17 protein-coding genes and 1 other RNA gene are annotated in these 23341 nt (G+C 60.1%); all 18 read right to left on the reverse strand.

Going from position 1 to position 23341, the window contains the following annotated elements; all coding sequences use genetic code 11:
• Positions 1-243 precede the first annotated feature (243 nt).
• Positions 244-519 carry a hypothetical protein gene (locus JFU57_RS11815; protein ID WP_047295632.1) on the reverse strand — a complete coding sequence of 92 codons (276 nt, stop codon included), beginning with the start codon at positions 517-519 and terminating at the stop codon, positions 244-246.
• Positions 516-1496 (reverse strand): integrase domain-containing protein, encoded by a 981-nt coding sequence (locus JFU57_RS11820; protein WP_201132100.1) that lies wholly within the window; start codon positions 1494-1496, stop codon positions 516-518. The genes JFU57_RS11815 and JFU57_RS11820 overlap by 4 nt, the downstream gene beginning before the upstream one ends.
• The gene (locus JFU57_RS11825; RefSeq protein ID WP_201129405.1) at positions 1474-1833 is read right to left on the reverse strand and encodes a hypothetical protein; all 360 of its coding nucleotides are present in this window, start codon (positions 1831-1833) and stop codon (positions 1474-1476) included. The genes JFU57_RS11820 and JFU57_RS11825 overlap by 23 nt, the downstream gene beginning before the upstream one ends.
• Positions 1817-3217 (reverse strand): YfjI family protein, encoded by a 1401-nt coding sequence (locus JFU57_RS11830; protein ID WP_201129407.1) that lies wholly within the window; start codon positions 3215-3217, stop codon positions 1817-1819. The genes JFU57_RS11825 and JFU57_RS11830 overlap by 17 nt, the downstream gene beginning before the upstream one ends.
• 1187 nt (positions 3218-4404) lie before the next feature.
• Positions 4405-5253, reverse strand: a complete 849-nt coding sequence (locus JFU57_RS11835) for a CmcI family methyltransferase (protein WP_122853468.1) — start codon at positions 5251-5253, stop codon at positions 4405-4407.
• Positions 5250-6005: a class I SAM-dependent methyltransferase gene (locus JFU57_RS11840; protein WP_122853469.1), complete on the reverse strand. Its 756-nt coding sequence runs from the start codon at positions 6003-6005 to the stop codon at positions 5250-5252. Before JFU57_RS11840 ends, JFU57_RS11835 begins: the two co-directional genes overlap by 4 nt.
• Entirely contained in the window at positions 6002-10240 is a 4239-nt protein-coding gene (locus tag JFU57_RS11845; protein WP_201129409.1) for an ATP-binding cassette domain-containing protein, read from the reverse strand. Before JFU57_RS11845 ends, JFU57_RS11840 begins: the two co-directional genes overlap by 4 nt.
• Positions 10228-11106 carry a TauD/TfdA family dioxygenase gene (locus tag JFU57_RS11850; protein WP_122853471.1) on the reverse strand — a complete coding sequence of 293 codons (879 nt, stop codon included), beginning with the start codon at positions 11104-11106 and terminating at the stop codon, positions 10228-10230. The genes JFU57_RS11845 and JFU57_RS11850 overlap by 13 nt, the downstream gene beginning before the upstream one ends.
• Complete coding sequence (locus JFU57_RS11855; protein ID WP_122853472.1) at positions 11103-11801, reverse strand: methyltransferase; 699 nt, start codon at positions 11799-11801, stop codon at positions 11103-11105. The genes JFU57_RS11850 and JFU57_RS11855 overlap by 4 nt, the downstream gene beginning before the upstream one ends.
• Positions 11802-12287: a glycine-rich domain-containing protein gene (locus tag JFU57_RS11860; protein ID WP_198726502.1), complete on the reverse strand. Its 486-nt coding sequence runs from the start codon at positions 12285-12287 to the stop codon at positions 11802-11804. It lies immediately after the preceding gene.
• A gap of 771 nt (positions 12288-13058) precedes the next feature.
• Positions 13059-14315: an integrase domain-containing protein gene (locus tag JFU57_RS11865; RefSeq protein ID WP_201129411.1), complete on the reverse strand. Its 1257-nt coding sequence runs from the start codon at positions 14313-14315 to the stop codon at positions 13059-13061.
• A 185-nt stretch (positions 14316-14500) separates the two neighbouring features.
• Positions 14501-14894: a transfer-messenger RNA gene (ssrA, locus tag JFU57_RS11870) on the reverse strand.
• A gap of 88 nt (positions 14895-14982) precedes the next feature.
• On the reverse strand, positions 14983-15270 hold the full coding sequence (locus JFU57_RS11875; RefSeq protein WP_078469766.1) for a hypothetical protein: 288 nt from the start codon (positions 15268-15270) through the stop codon (positions 14983-14985).
• A gap of 216 nt (positions 15271-15486) precedes the next feature.
• Positions 15487-18297: an FAD-binding and (Fe-S)-binding domain-containing protein gene (locus JFU57_RS11880; RefSeq protein WP_201129412.1), complete on the reverse strand. Its 2811-nt coding sequence runs from the start codon at positions 18295-18297 to the stop codon at positions 15487-15489.
• Complete coding sequence (locus tag JFU57_RS11885) at positions 18294-18965, reverse strand: LutC/YkgG family protein (protein WP_078469768.1); 672 nt, start codon at positions 18963-18965, stop codon at positions 18294-18296. The genes JFU57_RS11880 and JFU57_RS11885 overlap by 4 nt, the downstream gene beginning before the upstream one ends.
• Positions 18962-20419 (reverse strand): LutB/LldF family L-lactate oxidation iron-sulfur protein, encoded by a 1458-nt coding sequence (locus JFU57_RS11890; protein WP_078469769.1) that lies wholly within the window; start codon positions 20417-20419, stop codon positions 18962-18964. The genes JFU57_RS11885 and JFU57_RS11890 overlap by 4 nt, the downstream gene beginning before the upstream one ends.
• A complete protein-coding gene (locus JFU57_RS11895; protein ID WP_078469770.1) occupies positions 20416-21240 on the reverse strand; it encodes a (Fe-S)-binding protein in 825 nt (274 codons plus the stop codon). Before JFU57_RS11895 ends, JFU57_RS11890 begins: the two co-directional genes overlap by 4 nt.
• 148 nt (positions 21241-21388) lie before the next feature.
• A complete protein-coding gene (locus JFU57_RS11900) occupies positions 21389-23083 on the reverse strand; it encodes a lactate permease LctP family transporter (RefSeq protein WP_078469771.1) in 1695 nt (564 codons plus the stop codon).
• Between the last annotated feature and the right edge of the window lie 258 nt (positions 23084-23341).

A 23341-nucleotide genomic window follows, 5' to 3' on the forward strand; every position in this document is an offset into this window, starting at 1 on the left:
ACGATCTTTAAGAATCTAATCAGTTGTCAAGTGAAATGTCAACAGTGGTGTGGGTGCTGTAGCGTTAGCTAAGCCTATCAGCTCCGGCATTGAGACGCGCTGACCTACATTGGTGATCCGTAATCGAAAAATTGCATGCACCGAAAATAGGTTGCCCGATGACCGTGAAGGTGAGGATCTCGCTGAGCAAGTAGCCCTACTATTTCTGAGGGCGGTCCGGGGGGCCTATCCACGATTCGAGCGTTAGATCAGCATTTCGCGGTCATTTCCTAAGCGTTTCCAGATCAATAGGGTGGTGAGTCGATAGTAATACTGGGTGGCGTCGGAGTGGTCTTTCAGGTGCTGAGTGAGAAACCAGCGCACATGCTTGAGCTGCCAGGTCCAGGGATTGTCTCGCTGCCATCGTTGTTGAATGGCCGCTTGCATGACTCGGGCTTGCCGTAGGTGTCGTTGCTGGGTGGCCTGCGAGCCATTCAGTACGCCGCTCAGGAACAGCGCCATATCGAAGGGTTTGGTCACGCTCGACCTCCAATGTAGGCCGAAACTACATCGATCCGGTTATGCCCGAGTTCAAGGCTGATCTGTTTCCGCGCCTGTTGATCAAGGTCACGGTCAAGGCGATAGCAGTGGCCACCATTGACCGGTGCGGCGTGGCCAGTGAGCTGTTCGTAACGCTCGCAGGCGTAGGCTGCTCGCAGTTCATGAAAGCCCTTCAGCCCGTGTTCATGTAGCGTGTCGCGGGCGGGGAGCACGGTCTGTTGCAGGAACGCTGCGTAGCTTTCGTCTCGGGCCAGCAAGTTGCGACTATGGGGCGGCGACGCATGACGAGCCAACTGCAGCGCCGCCTTCACCTCTTCATTAGCCACAACCCATCGCGGCGCTGATGCCCCTGAACGGCCGCCTTTGGTGCCGTCCTGAATATTGATGCGGCCTAAGTGTTCGGCTTCGCGTTGCAGTCGTGGCAGGTCAGCCAGGATCGCTTCGCGCAGGCGCATGCCGGTTTCTCGGGCCAACAGGACAATCGCCGCCACCCGCTCGTGTTGCCGTTCGCCAAGCACCTCAAGCACTCGTCGCAGCTGTTGGCGGTCTTGGCCATCCGGTGCACGGGGGCGTACGGTCGAGCGTTTCTGTCCCAACGCCTGACTCGGGCTGGCGATCCTCACGTCCTGATTGCCGCGTAGCGCAGCGAGGGTACGGTTGACGCTGCTGAGGCGGTTCTGCGCGGTAGCGATGCAGAGTTCACCTTGCTGGATCTGCTGGCGCAGGTATGCGGCGTAGTCCTGCAGCGTCCGTCGATCGATCTGGCGCGCATCGTTGTAACCGGGACCCTCCTCTGACCGACACCAACGCACGAAAGCTTGCCAGCGATCGCTATGCGCTTTGACCGTGGCAAAGTGGCCGCCGGCAAACAGATCCTTGAGCGCTTGTGGGCCGGCGTAGCTCAGCTGGCGGCCATAGCCAAAGTTGCGACCCTCACGCCGACCGACCAAGGCCATCATCATCACCGTTTTCGTTTGTCTGTAGAAAGAGCAGCAAGGCTTTCCAGTGGGGGCTGAGCCTGTCCATCTGCTGCCAGTGTGTCGGGCGGATCAGGAGGGCGTTCTCCCGCTGTTGCAGCAGCGCCCCTTCCTCACGCAGTTGCTCGATCAGCAGGGCGATGTTGGCAGGGTCCAGAGGTGGTGTGGCGACAGCGGCGACAGTGGCGACAACCCGCGTCGTTTCTGGCCTGGCGCGTGGCGACAGGGCGGCGACAGCGGTGGCGACACGCCGCGATTCTGGCTGTGGTAGATGTTGCGCTTGGTAGCGGCGCACCGCGTCATTGAGGCGGAACATGGCGGACCTCGAAAGCTTTTCCGTCGCGACTGCTCAACCAGCGATGAGTGATCAGCACGACCAATATAGAGGCGGTATGGTCAGCGCTCTTGCGGGCAAAACGAGGGCCGTTGCGATTAACGTCGCGGATGGTGAAGTGGGTCCAGCCTTTCTGCATCAGCCAGCGCAGCAGCCGATCCGCTTCCACGCGTCGGCTATTGACCGGCTCTTGTTCGGTCAGGCGCTGAATCTCGGCCAGGTAGTAATCCATCAGCGTGGAGGCGCGCTGGATGTGGGCTTCGTCCAACGCACTGGCCTCTTCAACTATGGCCAGCACGCCTGCGATACGTAGTACATTCGCCGCCGCCTTGCTCGCGACAGGCTGGACGCCGGCTAGCTCGCCGAACTCGCCAGACTGGCACTCGATGGTGTCGTGGATATCAATCCAAGCCCGGCGGGCACGGGGAGTCAGCTCCAGCGTGGCGGGATTAAGTGACCCATCCTTGTGAAGTGACCAGGGCTTTTGCAGCAGGGCCGTGATCCGCTGTTGGTAGCGCTGGACTTTGGCATCCCGGCTCAGGTTGATCGCCTTGTAGAGTCGCTGGCCGGCCAGGCGCTCGGGCCAACTGATCAGGCAACGGCCGAGGATGCCTTGGCCATTGATCACCGGGTCTTTGAACAGCTGGTTGGCCAGGTAGGGCTGCAGCATCAGATGCAGGCTGAGGCGGCGGTCATAGGCACGCAGACTTTCTCCAGCCATGGAGCGCGCCCGGTCGATCGGGCTGCCATCCCACAGCATCGACAAGGTGGTGATTGCCTTGAGCAGGTTCTCTTTGCTCATGGTGCTGCTGCCCAAGAATTGGCCACCTTCATCATTGAACAAGCCCATGCTGGGCAAACCATTGCACAGGCTTTTGACCAGAGCCTCAATGGTGGGTTCGGCAATGATCAGTCTCGGCGGTACCGGCTCGGATAGCTCACTGTCTTCCGCCTCCGCGTGTTTCTTTGACGTTTTGGGTTTGGTCATGATGCTGGTGGCTACGCGATAAGCTTTGAGCTTTTCCGAATACAGGTTCCACTGCTGTCGTTCCCAGTCGCGCGCGGCCTTCAGTGCCAGGTGGTCCACCGCGCTTTTGCGATCACCCGAGGACGCCACCGCCAGTAGGTAGAGGGACAGCGGATAGGTTCGGCCGTCGAGTTGGACATTGGCATGACCCTGGCTCACCAGGGCTGCAGTGGCCAGCACCGATTGCGCCGCCATGGCGCAAGGCACGCCGATCACCTCGGCCAGTCGTTCGACCGCAGGGCCCAACAGTTCTCCGAGTGCTTCGACCAGGTAGGGCAGTGGCGCCTGCTGGCATTCCAGCAATGGTTGTGGAGGCTCGAACGCTTCGCACAGTTGCATCGCTATTCTCCTGAGATTATCGACTTCGTCCTCACTCCTCCCGCCACGGTTGTTGAGTGTTATCAGGGATCAAGGCCCCTGCGACCTGTGAGGTTTGTCCACTCACGCGGGACTGACGGCTCCTTACGGCCGGGAGCTTGGGCATCTCATGATCTGGCCTCCTGAACACCGATAGCGGTGGGCGGGTGGAGGCTGCACTGGCTGACGAGACCGGTGCCGCGAGATCCTGAGTCGGGTGCAGGCAACGAGGTGATGACCGGGGCATGGCTGACTGTCAGTCAGGTGCAGTCCATTTCATGGGCTGCGGCACCATCATCTGCATCGCTGTGGCGAGTGAGCATTCGGCGTTTGTCACGCCGATTGTCACGAGGGGGAAAACCGCAAAGCCCCATGCGAGTAGGGCTGCAGCAGTGTGAGATGCGCCCGTCTCTTTAGGGGGCAAAGAGACGGGCAAAAGGTTGGCGCAAGAAATGGCCAAGCGGATAAGTTGCTACAGAACAGCCAGGAGGGGGCATGAGTTGCCGCAGTGGGCATTCTGGAAGAAGTGGCATCCATCACATCGCTGTGATCGTGCGAGCCGCCGGACGCTAATCGCACTTGGAGAGAACCACCACGATGTGGCGTAGCCTCAAAGGTTCTGGCTACCTGGGTACTGTCGAGGACAGCGCTGGTACGGTTCTGGTTTAGCGCTCGTTCTGCTTGCGGTCAACCGGATTTTGGGGGCGAATCTTGCGCCAATCGGTAGCGCTGGAAGACCTTGGAGGCCGGTGGCTTTCCATGGCCGGGTGGTCGTTCGTCGGTTTTTAATGTGAGCCTGCGTCATTGCATGGACTTGACCACCCATTTGCATCTTCACTGACCAGTCAATTGCATTCGTGCTGATCAACCGTTTGCAATCGGCTTGACCAGCACACGCCGTAGTGACGACCGGCGGAGAACGGGCAATAGCTGACAGTTACGCTGTGCTACCGAACTAACGACTCCAGCAGAGTATGGCGATTCCATGGACCGCAGTGTCTAGGGATTTGCGCAATGAGCGTGTTCCTCCGCTCGTTGATACCAATCAGCGATCCCATCCGTCGTCCATGGTTTCAATCATCGAGTCCACGCAACTTTGCTCCACAGCCATTGCTTGAGCGGGCGTTCGCCGAGGTGTGGATCGGCGTAAGGTAAGGCACACCGTCGCGTCAGGCTTTTCTCAATCCGATACCTTTCAACAGCGGATGCCGCAGGGCCAAAGGACATAATGAAAATTGCCGGTTATCCAGCAGGAAACGGTCAAGCTCGCGTATCGCGCCTATGTCATCGCTGCCCCACAGATCTTCGATCACTACAGTCCCGCCGTCTGCTAGCAGATCAGCCCAGAGCCGCAACGCACGCAGATTTCGTTGCGGGTCTCCCCCCAAGTCGATGACGATCAACTCGAACGTCGAGCAAATTCCGTGCACCCGGTCGATAGTTTCTTGGCTCATTGCATCGCCAACGCAATCATGTTGTTCGACTTCGGTCCAGCGGGACCCATCGATGACGGATGCTAGGGGATCAATGTCCAGCGACACCACCAGGCCCCGTCCCTGCATCTGCAGGATGCTAGAGAGAAACCAGGCACCACCGCCACGCCCCTTGCCGAGTTCAAGCACGCGTTGAACGTGCATGCCAGTGAGGAGCTCCTGGAGATAGAACAGGTCGCTAGGCATCTTTAGTACGACTTCGCCGAACCAACGATAATCCCGCTCGCTTTCGATCTCGTGTCTCCAATACCAGCGGTGATAATCCGCCGCCAAGGCGGTTTCCGAGCCCGGGATAGCACCTTCCGGCAGAAGCGTGTCAGTGAATGGTGCGACCAGTACACCGCGCTCGACCCATTGCGCAATGGCAAGCGACGCGGAACGAAACCTGGCATAGCCAAGCAGCTCTTCGTAGGTCGCACGATCAATACGGTACCGTACCCCACGCGCCGCATGCTGTACCTCGACGAAGTCGGCGTAGTCTACGAAGACGATGAATCGGCTCAGTCGCAGCGTCGGGCCGATCATCGAGGCTTGCGTCGAGCAGTGACAAAGGGGCTGATACCACGATCGAAGGGCTCGCCCCGCCAGCTGTCGAGTACCTCGACTTCGATGAAGTCGAGGTCTCTCAGAAGTGACGTGAACAGATGCACGTTTGCCACGTTCAGTTCATGGCGCTCCTCAAAGCGCTCTGCGGTAGAGAGGCACTCGAATCGGTAGTCGGCGAGCATCGTTTCGGCGCCGTCCGACCAGAAGCAGTAGCTCAGTATTATATCGTCCGGCCCGCCAGGCCCCGGCTCTCGGTCGACGGTGAACGGCGGTTTCTCTGGCTGGGCGTTGGGGGCATGGGCGACTTGGAGAATCAAGCCGCCACCTGGGCGGAGCAAATGGTGGCAGCGCAGGAGAATATCCCGGAGTTCGGCAACGTCCTGGCTGTAATTTAGCGACCAGGAAAGTGACACGATGCAATCGAATCGCTGATCGAGGTCCAGCTCCTGCATACGCCTCAGTTGCGCCCGCTCCGTGCCGACGCGTGCTTGCGCCAGTTTCAGCATGTGCGGCGCCGAATCAATACCCACCGGATCCAGTTCGGCTTGCAGCGCTTTTTCGAGCAGTATGCCGGTCCCGCAGCCGAGGTCGAGCAGTCGTGCTTGTTCCTTCAGGCCACGCGCCCGCTTGATCACGAAGTCATGATCATCGGCGTAGTGGTGTGGTGGCGTATGGAGGTCGTAGCGATCCCCAAACTCCCCGTAGAGCTTGTAGGTCCGATCTTCGCTCATAGATCCTCCTGAGTGAGTACCGGCATGCTGGTAAAGGCGTGCGCGACAGCAGGCCAGAGGAGGGTGTGGGGGCCTTCTACCGCCAGACTGCACAGCCTAGTGGCGCCGAAACGTTCGTTGTCGAGGGGGGTGAGGACCTCGAGTAGGCGAGCCTGCCGGCGTCTAATGCGTGCATTGGGGGAGGGCAGATGCTTCAAAGCCTGACAGAGTTCGGTAACGGTCCCTGTTTTCACCCAGTCCGCGTAGCTGCGACCGGCGAGTTTGAACAAGAGGACGTGCTGGCGCAAGCCTGATCCGTCACATTGGGGGCAGCGGATCATGAACCGGGACGCCAATACGCTGTCGCGCCAAGGGCGGGAGCCGCGCGAAAGATTGTCACGCATATGCGCGAACAATCCGTCCCAGCGTAACCAGCTCGCGACTTCTTTCGGATTGCTTGTAGGGGTGCGCAGAAAGGTACCCGCGCCGGAGGGGACCCAGAAGCCATGGAGGAGCACGTTGCGCTCCTGGGCCGAAAGTCGCTCGATGGGGCGCTCGGCCGGCCATCGTTGCTCCTTGACCAGGCGTTTGAAGAACGGCGCCAATGCATTACGGTGTACGCCTTTGAGCACATTCAGCGCCTCCGGATGCAGGAAGCCGTTCTGCTCCACGGCTTTCGTCTCGTCGTTGATCAACAAACCCGAATCGTAACTGACGACCTGCCCGCGACCCTGGCAGCATGGACACTGCCCGCGCGCGGTGTGTCGATCGAAATCGTAGGCAGATATCACGCGGGGACCAATCAGGGAGCGATCGAGATCCATCGCTCGTTCGCTGCAGGTCGCTATCACTTCCTGGCCTCTGACCAGCTCGACGTAGCCACCACCAAGCAGCAGCGCCAGTTTCACCGCATGCGTTCGTGCACTGCGATCACTGGCAGCGTCGCAGGTAAGAGGGCCATCGAAAGCGCGGACGCGGGATGCAATGTCGTGCTCTGCCCATCGTAGCCCCTGCACTCGCAGCCGTCTGCGCAGGTCCCAGACGACGCTCGCGGGAACCTGTGTGCCCCATGTGTGGATAGCCTGGAGCAGGGGGCAAATCGTCAGTTCGGCATCAGCAGCGGTTTCCCAGACATTCACCAGAGCGATGACATCGGCCTCCTGAGCGTTCTCGCCTTCGAGCATGAGCAAGGCAAGCTCATGGTCGAGCGCTCCAAACTCAAGCAGGCGAAGATCTTTCAGGTTGTGCGCGTCTAGCACGACTGCCGGTTGCCCGCCTTCATGCTCGATTTCCTGCTCCAGCGGCGGCAGGTCGTGACCGAGTAGCCTTCTCAACCAGCGCAGCGCACTGCTGGCCTCGGGTAGGCTGGAGGGAATGTGGTGTCGATAGCGTTCCAGGTGCTCGGTATTCTCGCCCGGTTTCGACGTTGCCCGGAGCATTCGACCGCTAGGGGTATCTTGTTCGCACACGTGGCTCGGAGGGCCTTCGGCGATCAGTTGGCCTCCCAGCGGACCACAGCCCGGGCCGAATTCGATGATCCAGTCGGTTGCCGCGACGAGTTCGAGATTGTGTTCGACCAGCAGGACGGTGTGGCCATGTCTGACCATTCGATCAAGCGTTCTGAGCAGGCGCGCGACGTCGTCACGATGTAGGCCCGCCGCGGGTTCGTCGAGAATGAGCATCAACCTTTGCGAGGCGTGCTCACTCAGCTCTCGGGCAATGCGAAGGCGCTGAAGCTCGCCGCCGCTGAGGGTGTCGAGCCGTCTGCCTAGAGACAGATGCCCGACCCCCATTTCATCCAGGGTGTCCAGAAGCGGCAGTTGCTGGTCGAAAGCAGGGAAGGGCGCGCTCCTCAGTGAGGTGATCGAACGATCGAGTACCTGCGCGATGTCATACCCTTCGTCGAGAACGGTCAGTACGGTGGATCCGTATCGGCTTCCAGCGCAGCTCGGGCAGACGACCCAATGGCCAGCTTCTTCTATTTCTCCGATGCCTAGGCACTGATCGCAGCGACCTTGTCCAGCGTTGAGTCCGAAATCGCTGGCTTCGAGGCCGGCGGCGGCAGCGGTCGGTAGCCTGGCGAAGTGATTTCGCAGCTGTTCAGCGAGCCCCAGGAAGGTCGCTACCGTGCTTCGCCTGTTTGGTATTGGCGTTCGCTGGCCCAATGCAACGAACCCGTTGAGGTGTTCGGTACCCGACAGCGATGCCCAGCGTCCACGGCGAACATCCACTTCCAGGGCGTCGGGCGCGGTTCGGAACGCGCCTGCGAGCGCAGGTACGAGTGCTCCGAGCACGAAACTGGATTTCCCGGATCCCGAAACACCCACCACACTGACCAGGTGACCTAGTGGAATGGCCACATCGACGCCCGACACATTGTGAATGTGGATGTCCTTTAACCGAAGCCTTGGCGTCTGCGCCTGGACAGGAACTGTGCTGCGCTCAAGTCGGGCATCCGGCGACCACCAGCGTTCCGGGACCTTCCCTGAATAGGTGACACGACCACCTTCGGGGCCGGCGCCGGGACCGATCTCGACGAAGAAGCTGGCGGCGGCTGCCAATCGCCGACGATGATCGTTGATGATCAGACTGTGGGTTCCACGCAATTCGGCCAACGTTGCGGCCAACCGGTCGACGTCCTCATCATGCAAACCGCGCGCGGGCTCGTCCAGCAACAGGCAAAGGCCCGAATGGTGGCCGTCCAGGGCGGCTGCCAAGCGCAGGCGGCGTGATTCTCCCTCGCTGATTTCCAGCATCCCGCGGGCGCCGCTGAGGTGGCCAAGGCCTGCACCGACAAAACTTCTGGTCAGCCGGTGCAGCTGTTTCAGATACGGCACTGCCTGCTCAGGCAGTTTTCTGGAAAAATCAGACCCCGGGCTGCAGAGGGAGGACAGTGCTTCGAACGGCAGTGCCAGAAGGTGATCGATCGAGAAACCAGCGAGGCGCAAGGCACGCGCCTGGGCGGACCAGCGGCTACCAAGGCAGTCGGGGCACGCGCCATTGCTCACAAGGTGGGCCAGTCGTTCGGCTGATACGCCACGCTTGTTCACCCGTTCGATGATCGCCGACTGAAACCCATCGAAACGGCGTGCTGTACTTGTCTTGCGCCCGTTGCTCAAATCTCGGTCGGCAACCAGTGTTTCACCTGCTCCTTCGATGATCAGGCGGCGAGCCTGCGTGTCGAGCTCCGACCAGGAGCGATCGGGATCGAAGCCGCAGAGGCCTCGCAACCCTTCGATCGTCTCATGTTGAATGTTGACGTACTTGTAGTTCTTCTCTGTCCAGAGCGAGAAGGCACCTTGGTGAAGGGAGCGGTCAGGATGCACTACCAGAGCGTCCAGATTTAGAACGGTACTTTCGCCGAGCCCGCGACAGGTTGGGCAGGCACCTGTGGCCTCGTGTTCCGGAGCGTTGAACGAGAGAAGGTGCTCGCTCGCGGGTCGGTAGCGGCAGGGGTCTTCTGGCGTAACCCAATGGTAGCGGGAGTCCAGCACAACGCCCATAGGAGAGTCGATCAGAACGCGCCCTTCGCCAGCTTCGAAGGCGAGTGCCAGTAGCTGCTCCAATTGTTGTGCCGTGGTCTTTCCTGCGTTTAGTTCTACACTTGCAACCTGGGTCTCCACAATGTGCCGGGTGCGCGCGGCAAGTGGTTTGAACCTATCCAGCTTGAGGGGGCGGCCTTTTTCCCACTCCTTGGGTGAGTCGGTCTCGCTGCGCACTATGACACTGGAAAAACCCAAGGCGCGCAGACGCTCCGCCATGGCCATCCCGTCGCTGGCCTCGAATGAAATGGGGATTGCCCAGATATCGAATGGGCCTTGCTGATGTTGCAGCAACCACGCGGCATAGCTACCAATCCCAGGACGCGGAACGGAGACACCGCTACGTTCGGAAACGGGGCTGGACCATTTGATGAAGATGCGCCGAAGCAGGGGAAGGAGGCTGCTCGAGGTTCCAACCGTCGTGCGTGAGGAGGCTCGGAAGGCGCGCTGGCCAATATGCAGGGTAGGCGGCATTCGGCCGACGAATGCCAGACTCATGGGTGGGTCAAGGTGATCCTGGCTGACCCCCAAGAAGGACTTCAAACGCTTGCCCCCTTGGCGCGCGAGAATGTTCAGGAGCAGGGAGGTCTTCCCCGATCCTGAGACCCCTACGACCATCGACAGCTCCCCGACAGGGAAGCTGATGTCGAGATCACGTAGGTTGTTAGCGTCCGCACCTATGACATCGATGGTCTCTTTTTTCATTTTGGCCATGAAGGTTCATCGACCAAGTGAAGTACGTGTATTTGCCGAGCCTGGAAGTGCCGAGGGAAGTCCAGGTACTGAACTGTGCATTCGCCACGATAGTGGAGCGCGCGGACGTTCGATACCAACAAGGTGTCTCCCATGCCAAGCTCAATGGGATGGGACACCGCCAGCGCCGCCTCATGGATCGCATCCAGCTGTTCTTCGAGTGGGTCAATGAAACTCGCCCCTCGCCGTTGCGCCGCCTTCAAGGTTTCGGGGTGAAAGCGAATGGCCGACTCGCTGGCCATGGTACCTGACCAGGATCCTTGCGCTCGATCATCTACTATGGCGACGGAGTCGCGCAGAAGAAACCTTAGGGCCTTGTCTGCACCGCGTCGGCGAAGTTCGGCAAGCAGGTCACGAATCCGGGCGACGCGCAGAACGCCATAGCCTGGGGTAGGGTCGGGAACTCGGCAATGGATCAAGGTGATGCGTGGAGGTTCGCTCGCAGTGTTCAAGTCGGTATGAAAGTGCCCGTCGCGCAGGGTTTGAGATAGTTCGGTGGTCCAGGGCGACATCTTGAAGTGCTTGACGATCTTGTTGCCGCGGTAGGGCTTGAACCCAGCATTCAGCGCCAGTGCTAGCAGCAAGGCGATGCGCTCGTCGCTCAATGCGGGAGTGCCGCGTATCACAGCATGATCAAAGCGGTTCCAAACGTGTGAAAGCTCGACAAGAAAGGCTTGCCATTCGGGGGATGACAGTTCTCCGGCGAGTAGACGTCGCAGTGACGGGTCGAGTGCGCGCGTTTCCAGCGATTCGAGCGTCTCACGCACGGTCACGGCCAACAGAGCGTCGTTCACGCTGGTGGGCAGGGTCAGTTCTGGAAGGCTCATGTGCAGCACTCGAATCGAAAAAGCAACTTGTGGCGAAATTGGTGCTCAAGCAGCGCGCCGACTGAGGGATAGGAGAATGACCCCAAGACGCTGGGGTCGTGGTAGACCCAGCCTGTGTCCCTCAAAGGGCGTACTGATGGCGCCAGTCCGGCGCGTGCTCCCGCCGCCATTATTTCCAAAGGGGAGTGGTCATGCACACCGTGACCCAGTGCTTCCAGCTCATGCTTCCAAGTGGCCCATAGAGGGTTCTCCGTGTGACAGCCCAGGGCGAGGTACACGAAACCGCCAGGTCTGATGGCGCGGCGTATGTTGGCCATCAGTAGCGACAGGTCGCTGATGTACTGCAGTACTTCATGGCCCACGATCAGATCCACCCCGGCATCTGGAATGCTCGACCAACCCTCTGCGCCAAACAGCTGGGTATGCGCTGTAAACCGCGCCAGACGCCGCTCAGCTACCCGCCGTGCACTTACGAGCGGCTCAATGCCCAGAAGTCTTGCCGATCTAAACCGCTCGTGCAGCAACTCGAGAAGGCCGCCACGGTGACAGCCGATGTCGAGCACCGTGGCGTCAGACGGTATGCTTCGATCAGCCTGTATATGGCCAGCGAGCGCACGCCAGAAATGGATGTTGCGTGCTTCCAACAGCCGGTCTTCTTCATGATCGAAGAAGTGGGTGCGGATGACCTCCGACACTCAGGGGCACCGCTGCGGTTTGCAGCTTCGCGCCTCAGTATCGCCTGCGGTGGGATCCACGCCAAAGTGCAGCACGAACAGGTTCAGCGATTCTTCGAAAGCGGCTTCCAGATTTGCCCGGTCCTCTTTACCCCGCATGCCGAAGTACGGGAAGTGGTGAAGATATTCACCGAACAGGAACTCACAGTTCGCAAAGTAGGCATGTGTGTCGAGAATGTGCGCGTGCCAGAAATCATCGATAGGGCCTGACGGGCAGATTTTCTTACCCGGGTAGCGCACATTGAGCGCCAGAAACTTGCGGTACAGTCCTTCGACGTCATCGCAGTATTCACGAGTCCAGCCGCGCTCCTCCATAAGCTTGCGCCCCAGCATGGAGAAATCCAGCTGGGCCACCTTGTCCAGCGCGGCCAGCATTTGATCATCCGACTGGAGAAGTTGGTGCGACTCCTCGAACGTGAGGGGGCGGCAGATAGCGTTCTGTTCCATACAGGTTCCTGAATAGCCGTTGGCGGAAAATTGGATCCTAAGATTATAGTATCAAGTGGCTACTAGGGAAGCGGTGGGGCGTGCTCGCCGGCTGCGAGACGTGAACGTCTGTGGGTAACCGAAGGCTTGGGAGCTGATCACGAGCGGAGCCTTGACGGTTCTTGGCGCTCCTTCGACGGTCTTGTGCGCTCTCTACAACGCTCAGACTCACTGAAGAACAATTTTGATTGGGCTCTAGCTCGATCGTTTTAGAGCAGAAAACTCAGAAATACCCCAAATGCCCCCCTAGCAGTCTGTGATGGAGAAAGGTACGCGAAAGGTGATTTTTAACAGAGGCTCAGGGTGGTAGTGGGTTGGTGCCTGAGTTCATTCGATCTGAAAATCCGATTTTTTCAACAGAGTCGGCCAGTTGCATTCCTTCAGTGCTTGGCTGACGCACTCACGCTGAGTGGCACCCGCTGATACCCATCAACTGCAAACTGCTGGTCAGCGCGAATGCAAATGACTGTTCAGTGGCAATGCAATTAGGTGGTCAAGTGAGATGCAATTACGCAGAGCCCATGCGAGTGGGAATGCAGAGCCTTCCCCCTCGCGTGGGCTTGGCCGAGAAAGCCCCAAGAGCGAGGCTTGCAACGGCGACAGTCGCCACTTCTGTCGCCATGCTGCAGGACAGGCATTACACGGGTTGTCGCCGATGTCGCCGCTGTCGCCAAATCAACCATCACTCCATCTGGGGAGTCATACTAGGTGCTGGTGGCGTTCGGTAAGCGCTCACCGTATCGGCACGACGTTGTGGTCCCTGGTTTGATTGATCGCAGATGCTGACAGGCTGCCGGTGGCCGCCTTCTGGATATGTTCACTCCACCAAGCCATCATCGGACGCCGGCGTTCGATGTAGTCCGCCCGGTTGTAGGCGCTACGAACTTCGTCCTTGTCGACATGTGCCAGCGCGACCTCGATCAGCTCCGGATCCCAGCCATGCTCATTCAGGATGGTGCTCGCCATCGAGCGCAAGCCGTGGCTGACTAGACGGTCCTGAAAGCCCATGCGCTTCAACGCCATGTTGGCGGTCTGGCTATTGGCATGGGTGCGGGGATTTCTATCTGAGGGGAATACGTACTCTCTGTTACCACTGAGTTGCTTGAGCGTCTCCAGTAACGACAATGCCTGATCGGTAAGGGGGATTGTGTGCGGGCGACGCTTTTTCATGCGCTCTGGCGGAATGGTCCAAATGCGCTTTTCGAAGTCGATATCTGCCCATCGTGTGGTGGCTGCTTCGGCAGGGCGGGTCATCGTGTGCAACTGCCATTCGATCAGGCAGCGGGTCGTGCGCTTGATGCTGGCGTTCGCGATTTCCATCATGAGCTCGGGAAGCTCCTCAGGTGGTAGCGCAGCCATGTTCTCTTTCTTGGGTTTCTTGAACACCGCCCGAATTCCATTGAGGGGGTTCGCAAATATTAGCCCGGAGTTGACCCCGTAGGTCATGATCTCGTTGAGTCGTTGGCTCAATCGTTTCACGGTTTCGAGGCTCCCTTTGGCCTCGATTGGGCGGAGGATCTTGATAACCATCGGAGCAGTGATTTGAGAGAGTGGCGTTGTTTTCATGCTTGGGAAAACATGGAGTGTCAGCGATCTCCAAATGTCTTCGGCGTAGGCTTTGGTTACGGAGTCTTTCTTCAGCTCGAACCAGGCGGTGGCCACCTTCTCGAAAGTGTGTTCACTCTCAGCAAGTTTGGCTTGCCTTACCTCATCACGCTGGGTTTTGGGATCAATGCCCAAAGCGAGCAACTCACGCGCCTCTGCGGCTTTCTTTCGGGCGTTGGCTAGCGAGAGGTCGGGGTATGGACCAAGCGCCATGTTGATACGGCTTCTGATCAACGGCTCGCGGTAATTGAAATTCCACATCATTGAGCCGCTGGCGCGTACTCGAAGCTGCAAGCCATCGCCGTCGCTGAGGACGAAGTCTTTACCAGTTGCCTTGACTGCCTTGAGCTGGCGATCGGAGAGGCGGGTTGCGTTAGTAGGCATGGGGCTACCTCCAGCACCGTTTTGGTATCCTGAAAATAGCATTTGGTAGTCCTGGATACCACCTGGGATACCAAAGCGCCTGGAACTCAGAAACCCTCAAAAGCCCAAAGAAGCGCTGAAACTCCCGTATTTACTGGATTGCAGGCACAAAAAAAGACGTCCGTGGACGTCTTTAGATGATCAAATGGTGGAGCCGGGGGGATTTGAACCCCCGTCCGCCAGTACTCCGCTGTCGGTACTACATGCGTAGCCGTGTCTATTAAGTTAACCCTCAGCGACCCGACGGGCAGGGTGCTTTGGGCGAGTTGTGTAAGTTTTAGCCGCTTCGTCCACAACGTACTGCACGGCGATTCTGTTCTATATGACAATCACTTTGGGTTTACAGACATCCCCTGATGATTGCTGGACCCGAAGGTACCAGGAGGGAAGGGCTAAGGCTGCTTACGCAGCGAGAGCGTATTCCCCGTAGGTTTCGTCATTGGCAACTATAGGAAGTTGCAACAGTGGATTTACGAGTTCTGTTACCAACTCGGCATGCACCTAAAGTTTCGCAACCGGCGTCGAATCCTAAACGGCCCCGAACCTGCTGTACGTAACCAGCAGGTCGACACAGTGTACGCCAACCGGGCTCAGAAGGCCAACCCGAAGGTTGACCTTGAGCGGTTGCTTACTGATCGCCCTTGGTGTTGTTCTGCAATTTCTGGATCGCCTGGGTGGTCAGCGAGATGCAATTCTTGGTGCCTTCTTCGGTGCCTTTGGCTTTCTCGGCGGTTGCCTGTTGAACCGACGCGTCGATGTCGTTGCTCAGTTGCTCGCTCATGGCTTCAGTGCTGACTTTGGCGTCGCGGATTTTTTGCAGGTTGATCTGACACAGGTCTTCCTGTGCGGCCGCGAACACCGGGGAGGCCAACATTGCCGCAGTAATGAACAGTCCAGCCAATGCAGAACGCTTCATAAGGTATCTCCTTGAACGATTAGTCTCGGTGCTGCCGATTAATCAGGACAACCTGCCGAGGTCGGTTATAAGCCTCATTCACTGGGGCCTAAGCAGATGACTATAGCCGCGCGCAGGAATTCGGTTTTTTTTACTCCGGTTATGAAAAAACCACCTGGCTAGTTCCGGGGGCACTAAAAAGGGGCAAAAATGCCCCTTTTCAGTCAGGTTGATGCCTCAGGCCACCTTGGCCCGGGTGACCCTGTCCACCAGGTACACCAGCCCGTGATAGTCGATGCCGCCGTGCTGGCTGAGGCCGATTTCACAGGTGCGGCTGGTGGAGATCCCTTCGCTGCAATGCTGCACCGCGTCCTTGAGGCTGCGCAGTGAGTGGGCATTGAGTTCGGGGGTGGTGAAGCCCTTGTCGCCGGCGAAACCGCAGCAGTGGATACCCTCCGGAATCACCACGTTGCTGCTGCAGCGCCGGGCCAGGTCGATCAGGGCCTGGCTTTCTCCCAGGTGCTGGGTGCTGCAGGTGACATGCACTGCGATAGGCGCTTCCTGGGGGGTGAATTCCAGCCGGTCCATCAGGTGGGTGCGGATGAAACGTACCGGGTCATACAGGTCCAGGCGCACATCGCCCAGGTCCTGTACCAGGCGCAGGGTGCACGGGCTGGTGTCGCAGTAGATCGGGTCGAGGCCGCCACGGCTGGCGTGGAGCAGGGCGCCGATCAACTCCTGGCGCTTGTGTTCGGCCTGCTCCGCATAGCCTTTGGAGGCGAACGGCTGGCCGCAGCAGAGGCTGTCCGGGTTGTCGGGGATCACCACCTGGAAGCCGGCTTTTTCCAGCAGGCCCCGGGTCTTGTCGTAGAGCGACATCTGTTCCTTGTCGCCCGCTGCCGGGCCCATCACCCGCGAGACGCACGCCGCCAGGTACACCACTCGCGGGCGCTGATCGCTGACGCTGGGGCTGAAACGGATGGCCTTTTCCGGTTGCGGCATGGCGCTGGTCCATTGCGGGACCTGACCCTTGGACAGCTTGCTCAAGGACGCCGACAGCCTGGCCAGGCGCGGAGCCCCCAGCAGCATGCGCGCGCCGTTGGCCACGTGCAGGGTAAAGCGCGCGCCCTGCAAGGTGGTCGCGAAGTGATTGCCCAGCCAATCGGCGGTCTTGCCGTGGGTGGCGTTGCGGCTGCGCAGTTGCTTCACCAGCTCCCCGGTGTTGATGCCTACCGGACAGCGTTGCGCACACAGGCCTGTCGCGGCGCAGGTGTCGATGCCCTGGTACTGATAGGCCTCTTCCAGTTCGCGGGTGTCGATGCCGGCACGTTTTTTCGCCTGGATATCGCGCCAGATGACGATGCGCTGGCGCGGACTCAAGGTCAGCCCCTTGGACGGGCACACCGGTTCGCAGAACCCGCACTCGATGCACTTATCCACAATCTCGTCCGCCGCCGGCAGCGGCTTGAGGTGCTTGAGGTGGATTTGCGGGTCGTCGCTGAGCACCACGTCCGGGTTGAGGATGCCGTTGGGGTCGAGCAGACGCTTGAGTTGCCACATCAACTGGTAGGCATCGCTGCCCCATTCCAGCTCGACAAAGGGCGCCATGTTGCGCCCGGTGCCGTGTTCGGCCTTGAGCGAACCTCCGAACTCCACCGCCACCAACTGCGCCACGTCATCCATGAACGCCTGGTAACGCGCCACTTCTTCGGCACTGTTGAAGCCCTGGGTGAAGACGAAGTGCAGGTTGCCCTCCAGGGCATGACCAAACAGGATCGCCTCGTCGTAATGGTGCTTGTCGAACAGCTCGATCAGGCGGTTGACGCCGATAGCCAACTGTTCGACCGGAAAGGTCACGTCTTCGATGATGACCGTGGTCCCGGTTTTACGCACCGCGCCCACGGCGGGGAAGGTGTCCTTGCGGATTGCCCAGAGCTTGGCGTTTTCCTGCGGGTCTTCGGTGAAGTCCACCTGCTTTTCCACCGGGAAGGCGGCCAGGGAATTCATGATCTGCGCCAGTTGCTCGTGCAGCAGCGACGACGACGCGGCGCGGGACTCGATCAACAGCGCGCAGGCACTGGCCGACAGTTGCTGGACAAAGGCCGGCATCCCGGGCTTGTCCTGCACCGAGCGCAGGCTGCGGCGGTCCAGCAGTTCCACGGCCGAGACCGGTTGGCTCTTGAGCACGGTCACGGCGTTGCAGCAGGTTTCCACATCGGGGAACACGATCAGCGCCGACGCCTTGTTCGGGTGGTCGATCACCGTGTCGTAGGTCACTGCGCTGATAAAACCCAGGGTGCCTTCGGAGCCCACCAGCAGATGGCTCAAGATATCCACAGGCTCGTCGTAATCCACCAGGGCATTGAGCGACAGGCCGGTGGTGTTTTTCAGGCGGTATTTATGGCGGATCTTGGCCGCCAGCTCGGCATTGGCCCGTGTCTCGCGGCCCAGGGTTGCCAGGCGCTCCAGCAGTTCGCCGTGGCTGTTGCGGAACGCGGCCACGCTGTTGGCGTCTTCGGTGTCGAGGCGGCTGCCGTCGGCCAGTACCAGGCGGATCCCAGCCAGGGTGTGATAGGTGTTTTGCGCGGTGCCGCAGCACATGCCGCTGGCGTTGTTGGCGACGATACCGCCGATCTTGCAGGCATTGATCGAGGCCGGGTCAGGGCCGATCTTGCGCCCGAACGGTGCCAGCCAGGCATTGGCCTGGGCCCCGATCACCCCCGGTTGCAGACGGATCTGCATGCCTTGCCCGCGGATTTCTTTCGCGTTCCAGTTATCCCCCAGCACGATCAATACCGAGTCGCTGATGGCCTGCCCCGAAAGGCTGGTGCCGGCGGCGCGGAAGGTCACCGGCACGCGGTCACGCTGGGCCAGTTCGAGCAGGGCGACCACTTCGTCTTCGGACTCGACGCGGATCACCAGCTTGGGGATCAGCCGATAAAAACTGGCGTCGGTGCCAAAGGCCAGGGTCGAGAGCGGGTCGTCGAAACGTCGCTCCTGAGGAATCAGTTGCTGCGCATCACGCAGGAAAGCGGCCGGTAGGCTCATTGGTCCTCCAGGATCAGTACCACCAGGTCTTTCGGGCCGTGGGCGCCGTAAGCCAGGACTTGCTCGATGTCGGCAGTCTTCGACGGTCCGGACACCAGCAGGGCATTGGTCGGCATGCCGGCAGCCCAGTTCATCTGCTGCTGGACCTGATAAAAGTTGTCGCGAATTTCACTGGCCTTGAGCAGGGCAAAATGCACCGGCGGCACCAGGCTCATCAGGCGCGGCTCTTCCCGGGTTGGCCACAGGATCAGGCTGCCGGTGGCGGCAATTGCGCCGAGGGTGGTGGTGAGGCTGGCCGGGGTGTCGTTGAACAACTCGGCTTTCCACTCTTCCACCGGCCGGTCGTAGGCCTTGAGTGTCGGCAGATCCGAGTGTTCAGCCCAGTACGCGGTGACACGCTGGCCGTGGGCCGTGGTGGGGGCGATCAGCAGGCTGGGCAATTGCCGGTCCTTGAGCAGCTGGGCCAGCAGCTCGGGCCAATCGGCGCCGGTGCTGAGGTGGATTTCGGTGTGCACCGCTTCCATCAGTTTGCGCAGTTGCGGGATGCGTTGTTCCGGGCTGTAGGTGTAGGGCTCGGTCACCAGCGCTTCGTCGAAGTTGTCCGCCACCGTGGTGGTGCCGGTCAGGCTGTGGCGCAGCTTGGCGAGGATGTTCTGTTTGGCGCTCATCGGCGGTCCTCCTGTTTGGCCAGGTGCTCGCGGGCCAGGTCATGCAGGGAGCGAGCGGCAGGTTTCGGTGCGCTGTGGTTTTGCGTCCAGGGCCCGACATTGCCTGGCGTCAGCCCACGCAGACGAGTGGCGGCCAGGAGAAACAGCCGATAGAGCGTGGGCGAGCTGTTGAGCCGGGCCCAGGCGTTCCAGATGAAGCGTTCCTTGCGCGAGTACTTGCTGCCTTGGCCGCGCATCACTTGATGAGGGCTGTCCGGGGCCTTGACGTTTTCTTCGCGCAGGCGCCGCAGCAGCGCCGGGATCGGGATCTTCACCGGGCACACTTCACCGCAGGCGCCGCACAGCGACGAAGCGCTGGGGTGATCCGGAACCTTGGCCAGGCCGACCATGTGCGGGGTGATGATTTTGCCGATCGGACCGGGGTAGACCTCGCCGTAGGCGTGGCCGCCGATGCGGGTGTAAACCGGGCAGTGGTTCATGCAGGCGCCGCAGCGGATGCAGTTCAGGGTCTGGCGTAGCTCGCTGTCGGCAAAGGCCTGGCTGCGACCGTTGTCCAGCAGCACCAGGTGCACTTCCTGCGGGCCGTCGAGCTCATGCGCCTGGCGTGGCCCGGAGATCATATTGACGTAGGTGGTGATGGGCTGGCCGAGGGCCGAGCGGGTCAGCAGCGACAGCAGCGGCACTACGTCGCGCAGGTTCTCGACGACTTTCTCGATGCCGGTGACGGCAATGTGCACCGGAGGCACGGTAGTGGACATGCGCCCGTTGCCTTCGTTTTCCACCAGCAGCAGGGTGCCGGTCTCGGCCACCGCGAAGTTGACGCCGGAGACGCCGATGTCCGCTTCGAAAAACTTCTGCCGCAAGACCTTGCGACCGATCTGAATGAGTTGGTCAACGTCCTTGGTGTACTCCACGCCAAGTTTGTCGTGGAACAAGGACGCGACCTGACCGGCGTTCTTGTGGATCGCCGGCATAATGATGTGTGAAGGCTTCTCGTGGTCGAGCTGGACGATAAATTCGCCCATGTCCGACTCAAGGCATTCAATGCCTTGTTCAGCGAGGACATGGTTCATTTCCATCTCTTCGCTGACCATCGATTTGCCCTTGATCACTTGCCGCGCCTCGTGAGCGCGGATGATCGAGAGGACGATGCCATTGGCCTCGTCCACCGTTTCCGCCCAGTGCACTGTCACACCGTTGCGGGTCAGGTTCTGTTCAAGTTGCTCGAGCAGGTCGGGCAACTTGGATAACGCACGGGCGCGGACAGCATTGCCCAGCGCTCGCAGATGTTCCCGCTCGTGGGCATCGCTGAAGGACGCCGCACGCTTGGTCATCAATGAATCCATCGCACTGCGAAAGTTATTGCGCAGTTGCGTATCACCCAGGGCCTGGTGGGCCCGGGTACGAAAATCTTCCGACACGGCAACGGTCGGTATCAGCTGCGGCGTGCTCATTGGCCACCCCCGGTACGCTGCCAGAGGAAGCTTGCCAGGTGTTGCCCACGCAGCGCGGCCTGTTGTTTCTCCAGCGAGCCGTTGATGTTCATCAGGCAGCCACAGTCGGCGCTGAGCACCTTGTGCGCGCCGGACTCTTTCAGCGAGCGGGTCTTGTCCGCCACCATCGCGCCGGAGATGTCTGGCATTCGGACGCTGAAAGTCCCGCCGAAGCCACAGCATTCGCTTTCATGACTGTGTTCGACCCGTTCCACATTGTCCAACTGCGACAGCAATTGGCGGCCATGCAGGTGGGTGTTCATTTCCCGACGTGCCGAACATGAGGTGTGCAGCGCGACCTTGATCGGCTCGCCGCTGTCCTTGAGTTGCACCTTGCACACAAACAGCAGGAACTCCGCCAGCTCGTAGGTCCGCGCCGCGAGGGCCTGAACCTGTATCAGCATCTGCGGCTCATCCTTGAACAAGTCGGCGTAATGCTCGCGCAACATCCCGGCGCAGGAGCCGGACGGCACCACCACCGGATAGTCCCCGGCAAACAGCGCCAGTTGCGAGCGCGCCACGGCCCGTGCCTGCTCGGTATAGCCCGAGGTGTAGGCCGGTTGTCCGCAGCAGCTTTGTCCTTGCGGGTACTCGACGCGAATGCCTTCGCGCTCCAGCAGATGAATCGCGTCCATCCCCGCTTCGGGATAGAACAGGTCGACCACGCAGGTTCCGAACAGATAGACCTGCTGCGGTTTTTCGCTGGGGTACTGGCGTGGTTCGGCCAGCGGCGGTGCGACGCGGGTCGCATTGGGCACGGCGTTGTAAAAAAGCTCGCTCATCAGGCGTGTCTCCGGGTGGTCCCGGTTATCCGTCCGCTGAGGCTGCTGATAGTAAAGAGGCAAACTTTCAGCAGCCTTGCAGACCCGGTTGTGAATTGCTTGCGCCGGGGGCTGGCCCGGCGCAGGTTCTTGCGTCTACGTGTCGCGCTTAGTGCACCAGCATGCCGGTAAACCAGTAAGCCTGGGCCAGGGTGATGAGACCGACAATAGTGGCAAAAAACAGACTGTGCTTGAGGGTAAAGCGGAACAGGTCGGATTCCTTGCCCACCAGGCCGGTCGCGGCGCAGGCCACGGCGATCGATTGCGGGGAGATCATCTTGCCGGTGACGCCGCCACTGGTGTTGGCCGCCACCAGCAGGGTGTCATTGACCCCGATCTGGTGCGCGGTGGTGGCTTGCAGCGAGCTGAACAGGGCATTGGACGAGGTGTCCGAGCCAGTCAGGAACACACCGAGCCAGCCGAGGAACGGCGAGAAGAACGGGAAGGCCGCGCCGGTGCCGGCCAGGACCAGGGCCATGGTCGAGGACATGCCGGAATAGTTGGTGACAAAGGCGAAGGCCAGCACCATGCCGATCGACAGAATCGGCCAGCGCAGCTCGTAGAAGGTCTCTTTCAAAGTGGTAAGACCAGTTTTGAAATCGATCTTCAGCACCAGCATCGAGATCAGCGCCGAGAAGAAAATCGCGGTGCCGGTCGCGGAAATTGGGTCGAGCTTGAACACCGCCGGAATCGCGGTCGGGTTGGTGACGATCGGTGCGACCTTGATCACCATCTGATCCAGGTGCGGAATCGCGAAGTTGAACACCCAGCTGTACATCGAGCCACCCGCGGCGAACATGGCCTTGAAGGGCTTGAGGGTCCAGATGGTCACCAGCACGGTCAGGATCAGGAACGGCGACCAGGCCTTGAAGATTTCACCCAGGCTGTAAGGCGAGGCCACGGTGCTGCGCGGCAGGCCGAAGCCGCCGGCGCTGGCAGTGATTGCGGTGCCTGAGGTCGCGCCGGCGATTTGTGCGCCCGCGCTGCGTTTTGGCTGCCAGACCTTGAGGAACAGGGTCAGGGAAATCAGGCTGGCCAGGGCCGAGGTGATGTCCGGCAGTTCCGGGCCGATGAAGTTCGAAGTGAAGTACTGGGTGATGGCAAAGCTCAGGCCGGCGACCAGCGCGGCAGGCCAGGTTTCTTTGACCCCGCGCATGCCGTCCATCATGAATACCAGCCAGAACGGCACGAACAGCGACAGCAGCGGCAGCTGGCGACCGGTCATGGCGCCGATCTTGAACGCGTCGATACCCGTCACCTGGCCAGCGACGATGATCGGAATCCCCAAGGCACCGAAGGCCACGGGCGCGGTGTTGGCAATCAGGCACAAACCGGCGGCATACAGCGGGTTGAAGCCCAGGCCTACCAGCAGCGCGGCGGTGATCGCCACCGGCGCGCCGAAGCCGGCGGCACCTTCGAGGAAGGCACCGAAGCAGAAGCCGATCAGCAACACTTGTAGGCGCTGGTCGTCGGTGATCGACAGCACCGAGCTGCGGATGACTTCGAATTGGCCGCTTTTTACGGTCAGTTTGTAGAGGAAGACAGCGGCGACAATGATCCAGGCGATAGGCCACAGACCGTAGGCAAATCCATAGCCAGCGGCAGCGAGGGCCATGTCGACAGGCATCTGGAAGGCAAAGATTGCCACCAGAATCGACAAGGCCAGGGTAATGCTCCCGGCGACGTGTCCTTTGAGGCGGAACACGGCCAAAGCCAGGAAGAAGAACACGATCGGGATAACGGCGGCGAGGGCGGACAGGCCGAGGCTGCCAAGCGGACTATAGAGCTGTTGCCAGGTTTGCATATGGGGTGGCCCCTAATTGTTGTTGGTCAGGCACTTCGATGTGATGCGGTAAATTGGTAAGACCAATTTACAATCACTGTTGGCTAGGGTAAAAGCCTTGTGTGGGATGTGTCAATTTGCCGCCCTAAAACTTTTGTCGAATGCGCTATGTGGCGAGCATCTGATCGGTTCAATCGAGCAGCGTCTGGTAGGTGTCGGCCCGGCCTCAATAGGCCAGAATAGAGAGCCCGGCACATGGTCGGGATGGTGGAGAGTGGG

This window comes from Pseudomonas sp. TH07 (assembly GCF_016651285.1).
Classification (GTDB): domain Bacteria; phylum Pseudomonadota; class Gammaproteobacteria; order Pseudomonadales; family Pseudomonadaceae; genus Aquipseudomonas.

Excerpts from the sequence above, each read along its gene's own strand:
- JFU57_RS11850 (WP_122853471.1), bottom strand. The coding sequence starts at position 11,106 with ATGAGCCTTCCAGAACTGACCCTGCCCACCAGCGTGAACGACGCTCTG.
- JFU57_RS11840 (WP_122853469.1), bottom strand. The coding sequence starts at position 6,005 with ATGAGCGAAGATCGGACCTACAAGCTCTACGGGGAGTTTGGGGATCGC.
- JFU57_RS11875 (WP_078469766.1), bottom strand. The coding sequence starts at position 15,270 with ATGAAGCGTTCTGCATTGGCTGGACTGTTCATTACTGCGGCAATGTTG.
- JFU57_RS11895 (WP_078469770.1), bottom strand. The coding sequence starts at position 21,240 with ATGAGCGAGCTTTTTTACAACGCCGTGCCCAATGCGACCCGCGTCGCA.
- JFU57_RS11830 (WP_201129407.1), bottom strand. The coding sequence starts at position 3,217 with ATGCAACTGTGCGAAGCGTTCGAGCCTCCACAACCATTGCTGGAATGC.
- JFU57_RS11865 (WP_201129411.1), bottom strand. The coding sequence starts at position 14,315 with ATGCCTACTAACGCAACCCGCCTCTCCGATCGCCAGCTCAAGGCAGTC.
- JFU57_RS11890 (WP_078469769.1), bottom strand. The coding sequence starts at position 20,419 with ATGAGCACGCCGCAGCTGATACCGACCGTTGCCGTGTCGGAAGATTTT.
- JFU57_RS11860 (WP_198726502.1), bottom strand. The coding sequence starts at position 12,287 with ATGGAACAGAACGCTATCTGCCGCCCCCTCACGTTCGAGGAGTCGCAC.
- JFU57_RS11820 (WP_201132100.1), bottom strand. The coding sequence starts at position 1,496 with ATGGCCTTGGTCGGTCGGCGTGAGGGTCGCAACTTTGGCTATGGCCGC.
- JFU57_RS11835 (WP_122853468.1), bottom strand. The coding sequence starts at position 5,253 with ATGATCGGCCCGACGCTGCGACTGAGCCGATTCATCGTCTTCGTAGAC.
- JFU57_RS11845 (WP_201129409.1), bottom strand. The coding sequence starts at position 10,240 with ATGGCCAAAATGAAAAAAGAGACCATCGATGTCATAGGTGCGGACGCT.
- JFU57_RS11885 (WP_078469768.1), bottom strand. The coding sequence starts at position 18,965 with ATGAGCGCCAAACAGAACATCCTCGCCAAGCTGCGCCACAGCCTGACC.
- JFU57_RS11900 (WP_078469771.1), bottom strand. The coding sequence starts at position 23,083 with ATGCAAACCTGGCAACAGCTCTATAGTCCGCTTGGCAGCCTCGGCCTG.
- JFU57_RS11880 (WP_201129412.1), bottom strand. The coding sequence starts at position 18,297 with ATGAGCCTACCGGCCGCTTTCCTGCGTGATGCGCAGCAACTGATTCCT.
- JFU57_RS11825 (WP_201129405.1), bottom strand. The coding sequence starts at position 1,833 with ATGTTCCGCCTCAATGACGCGGTGCGCCGCTACCAAGCGCAACATCTA.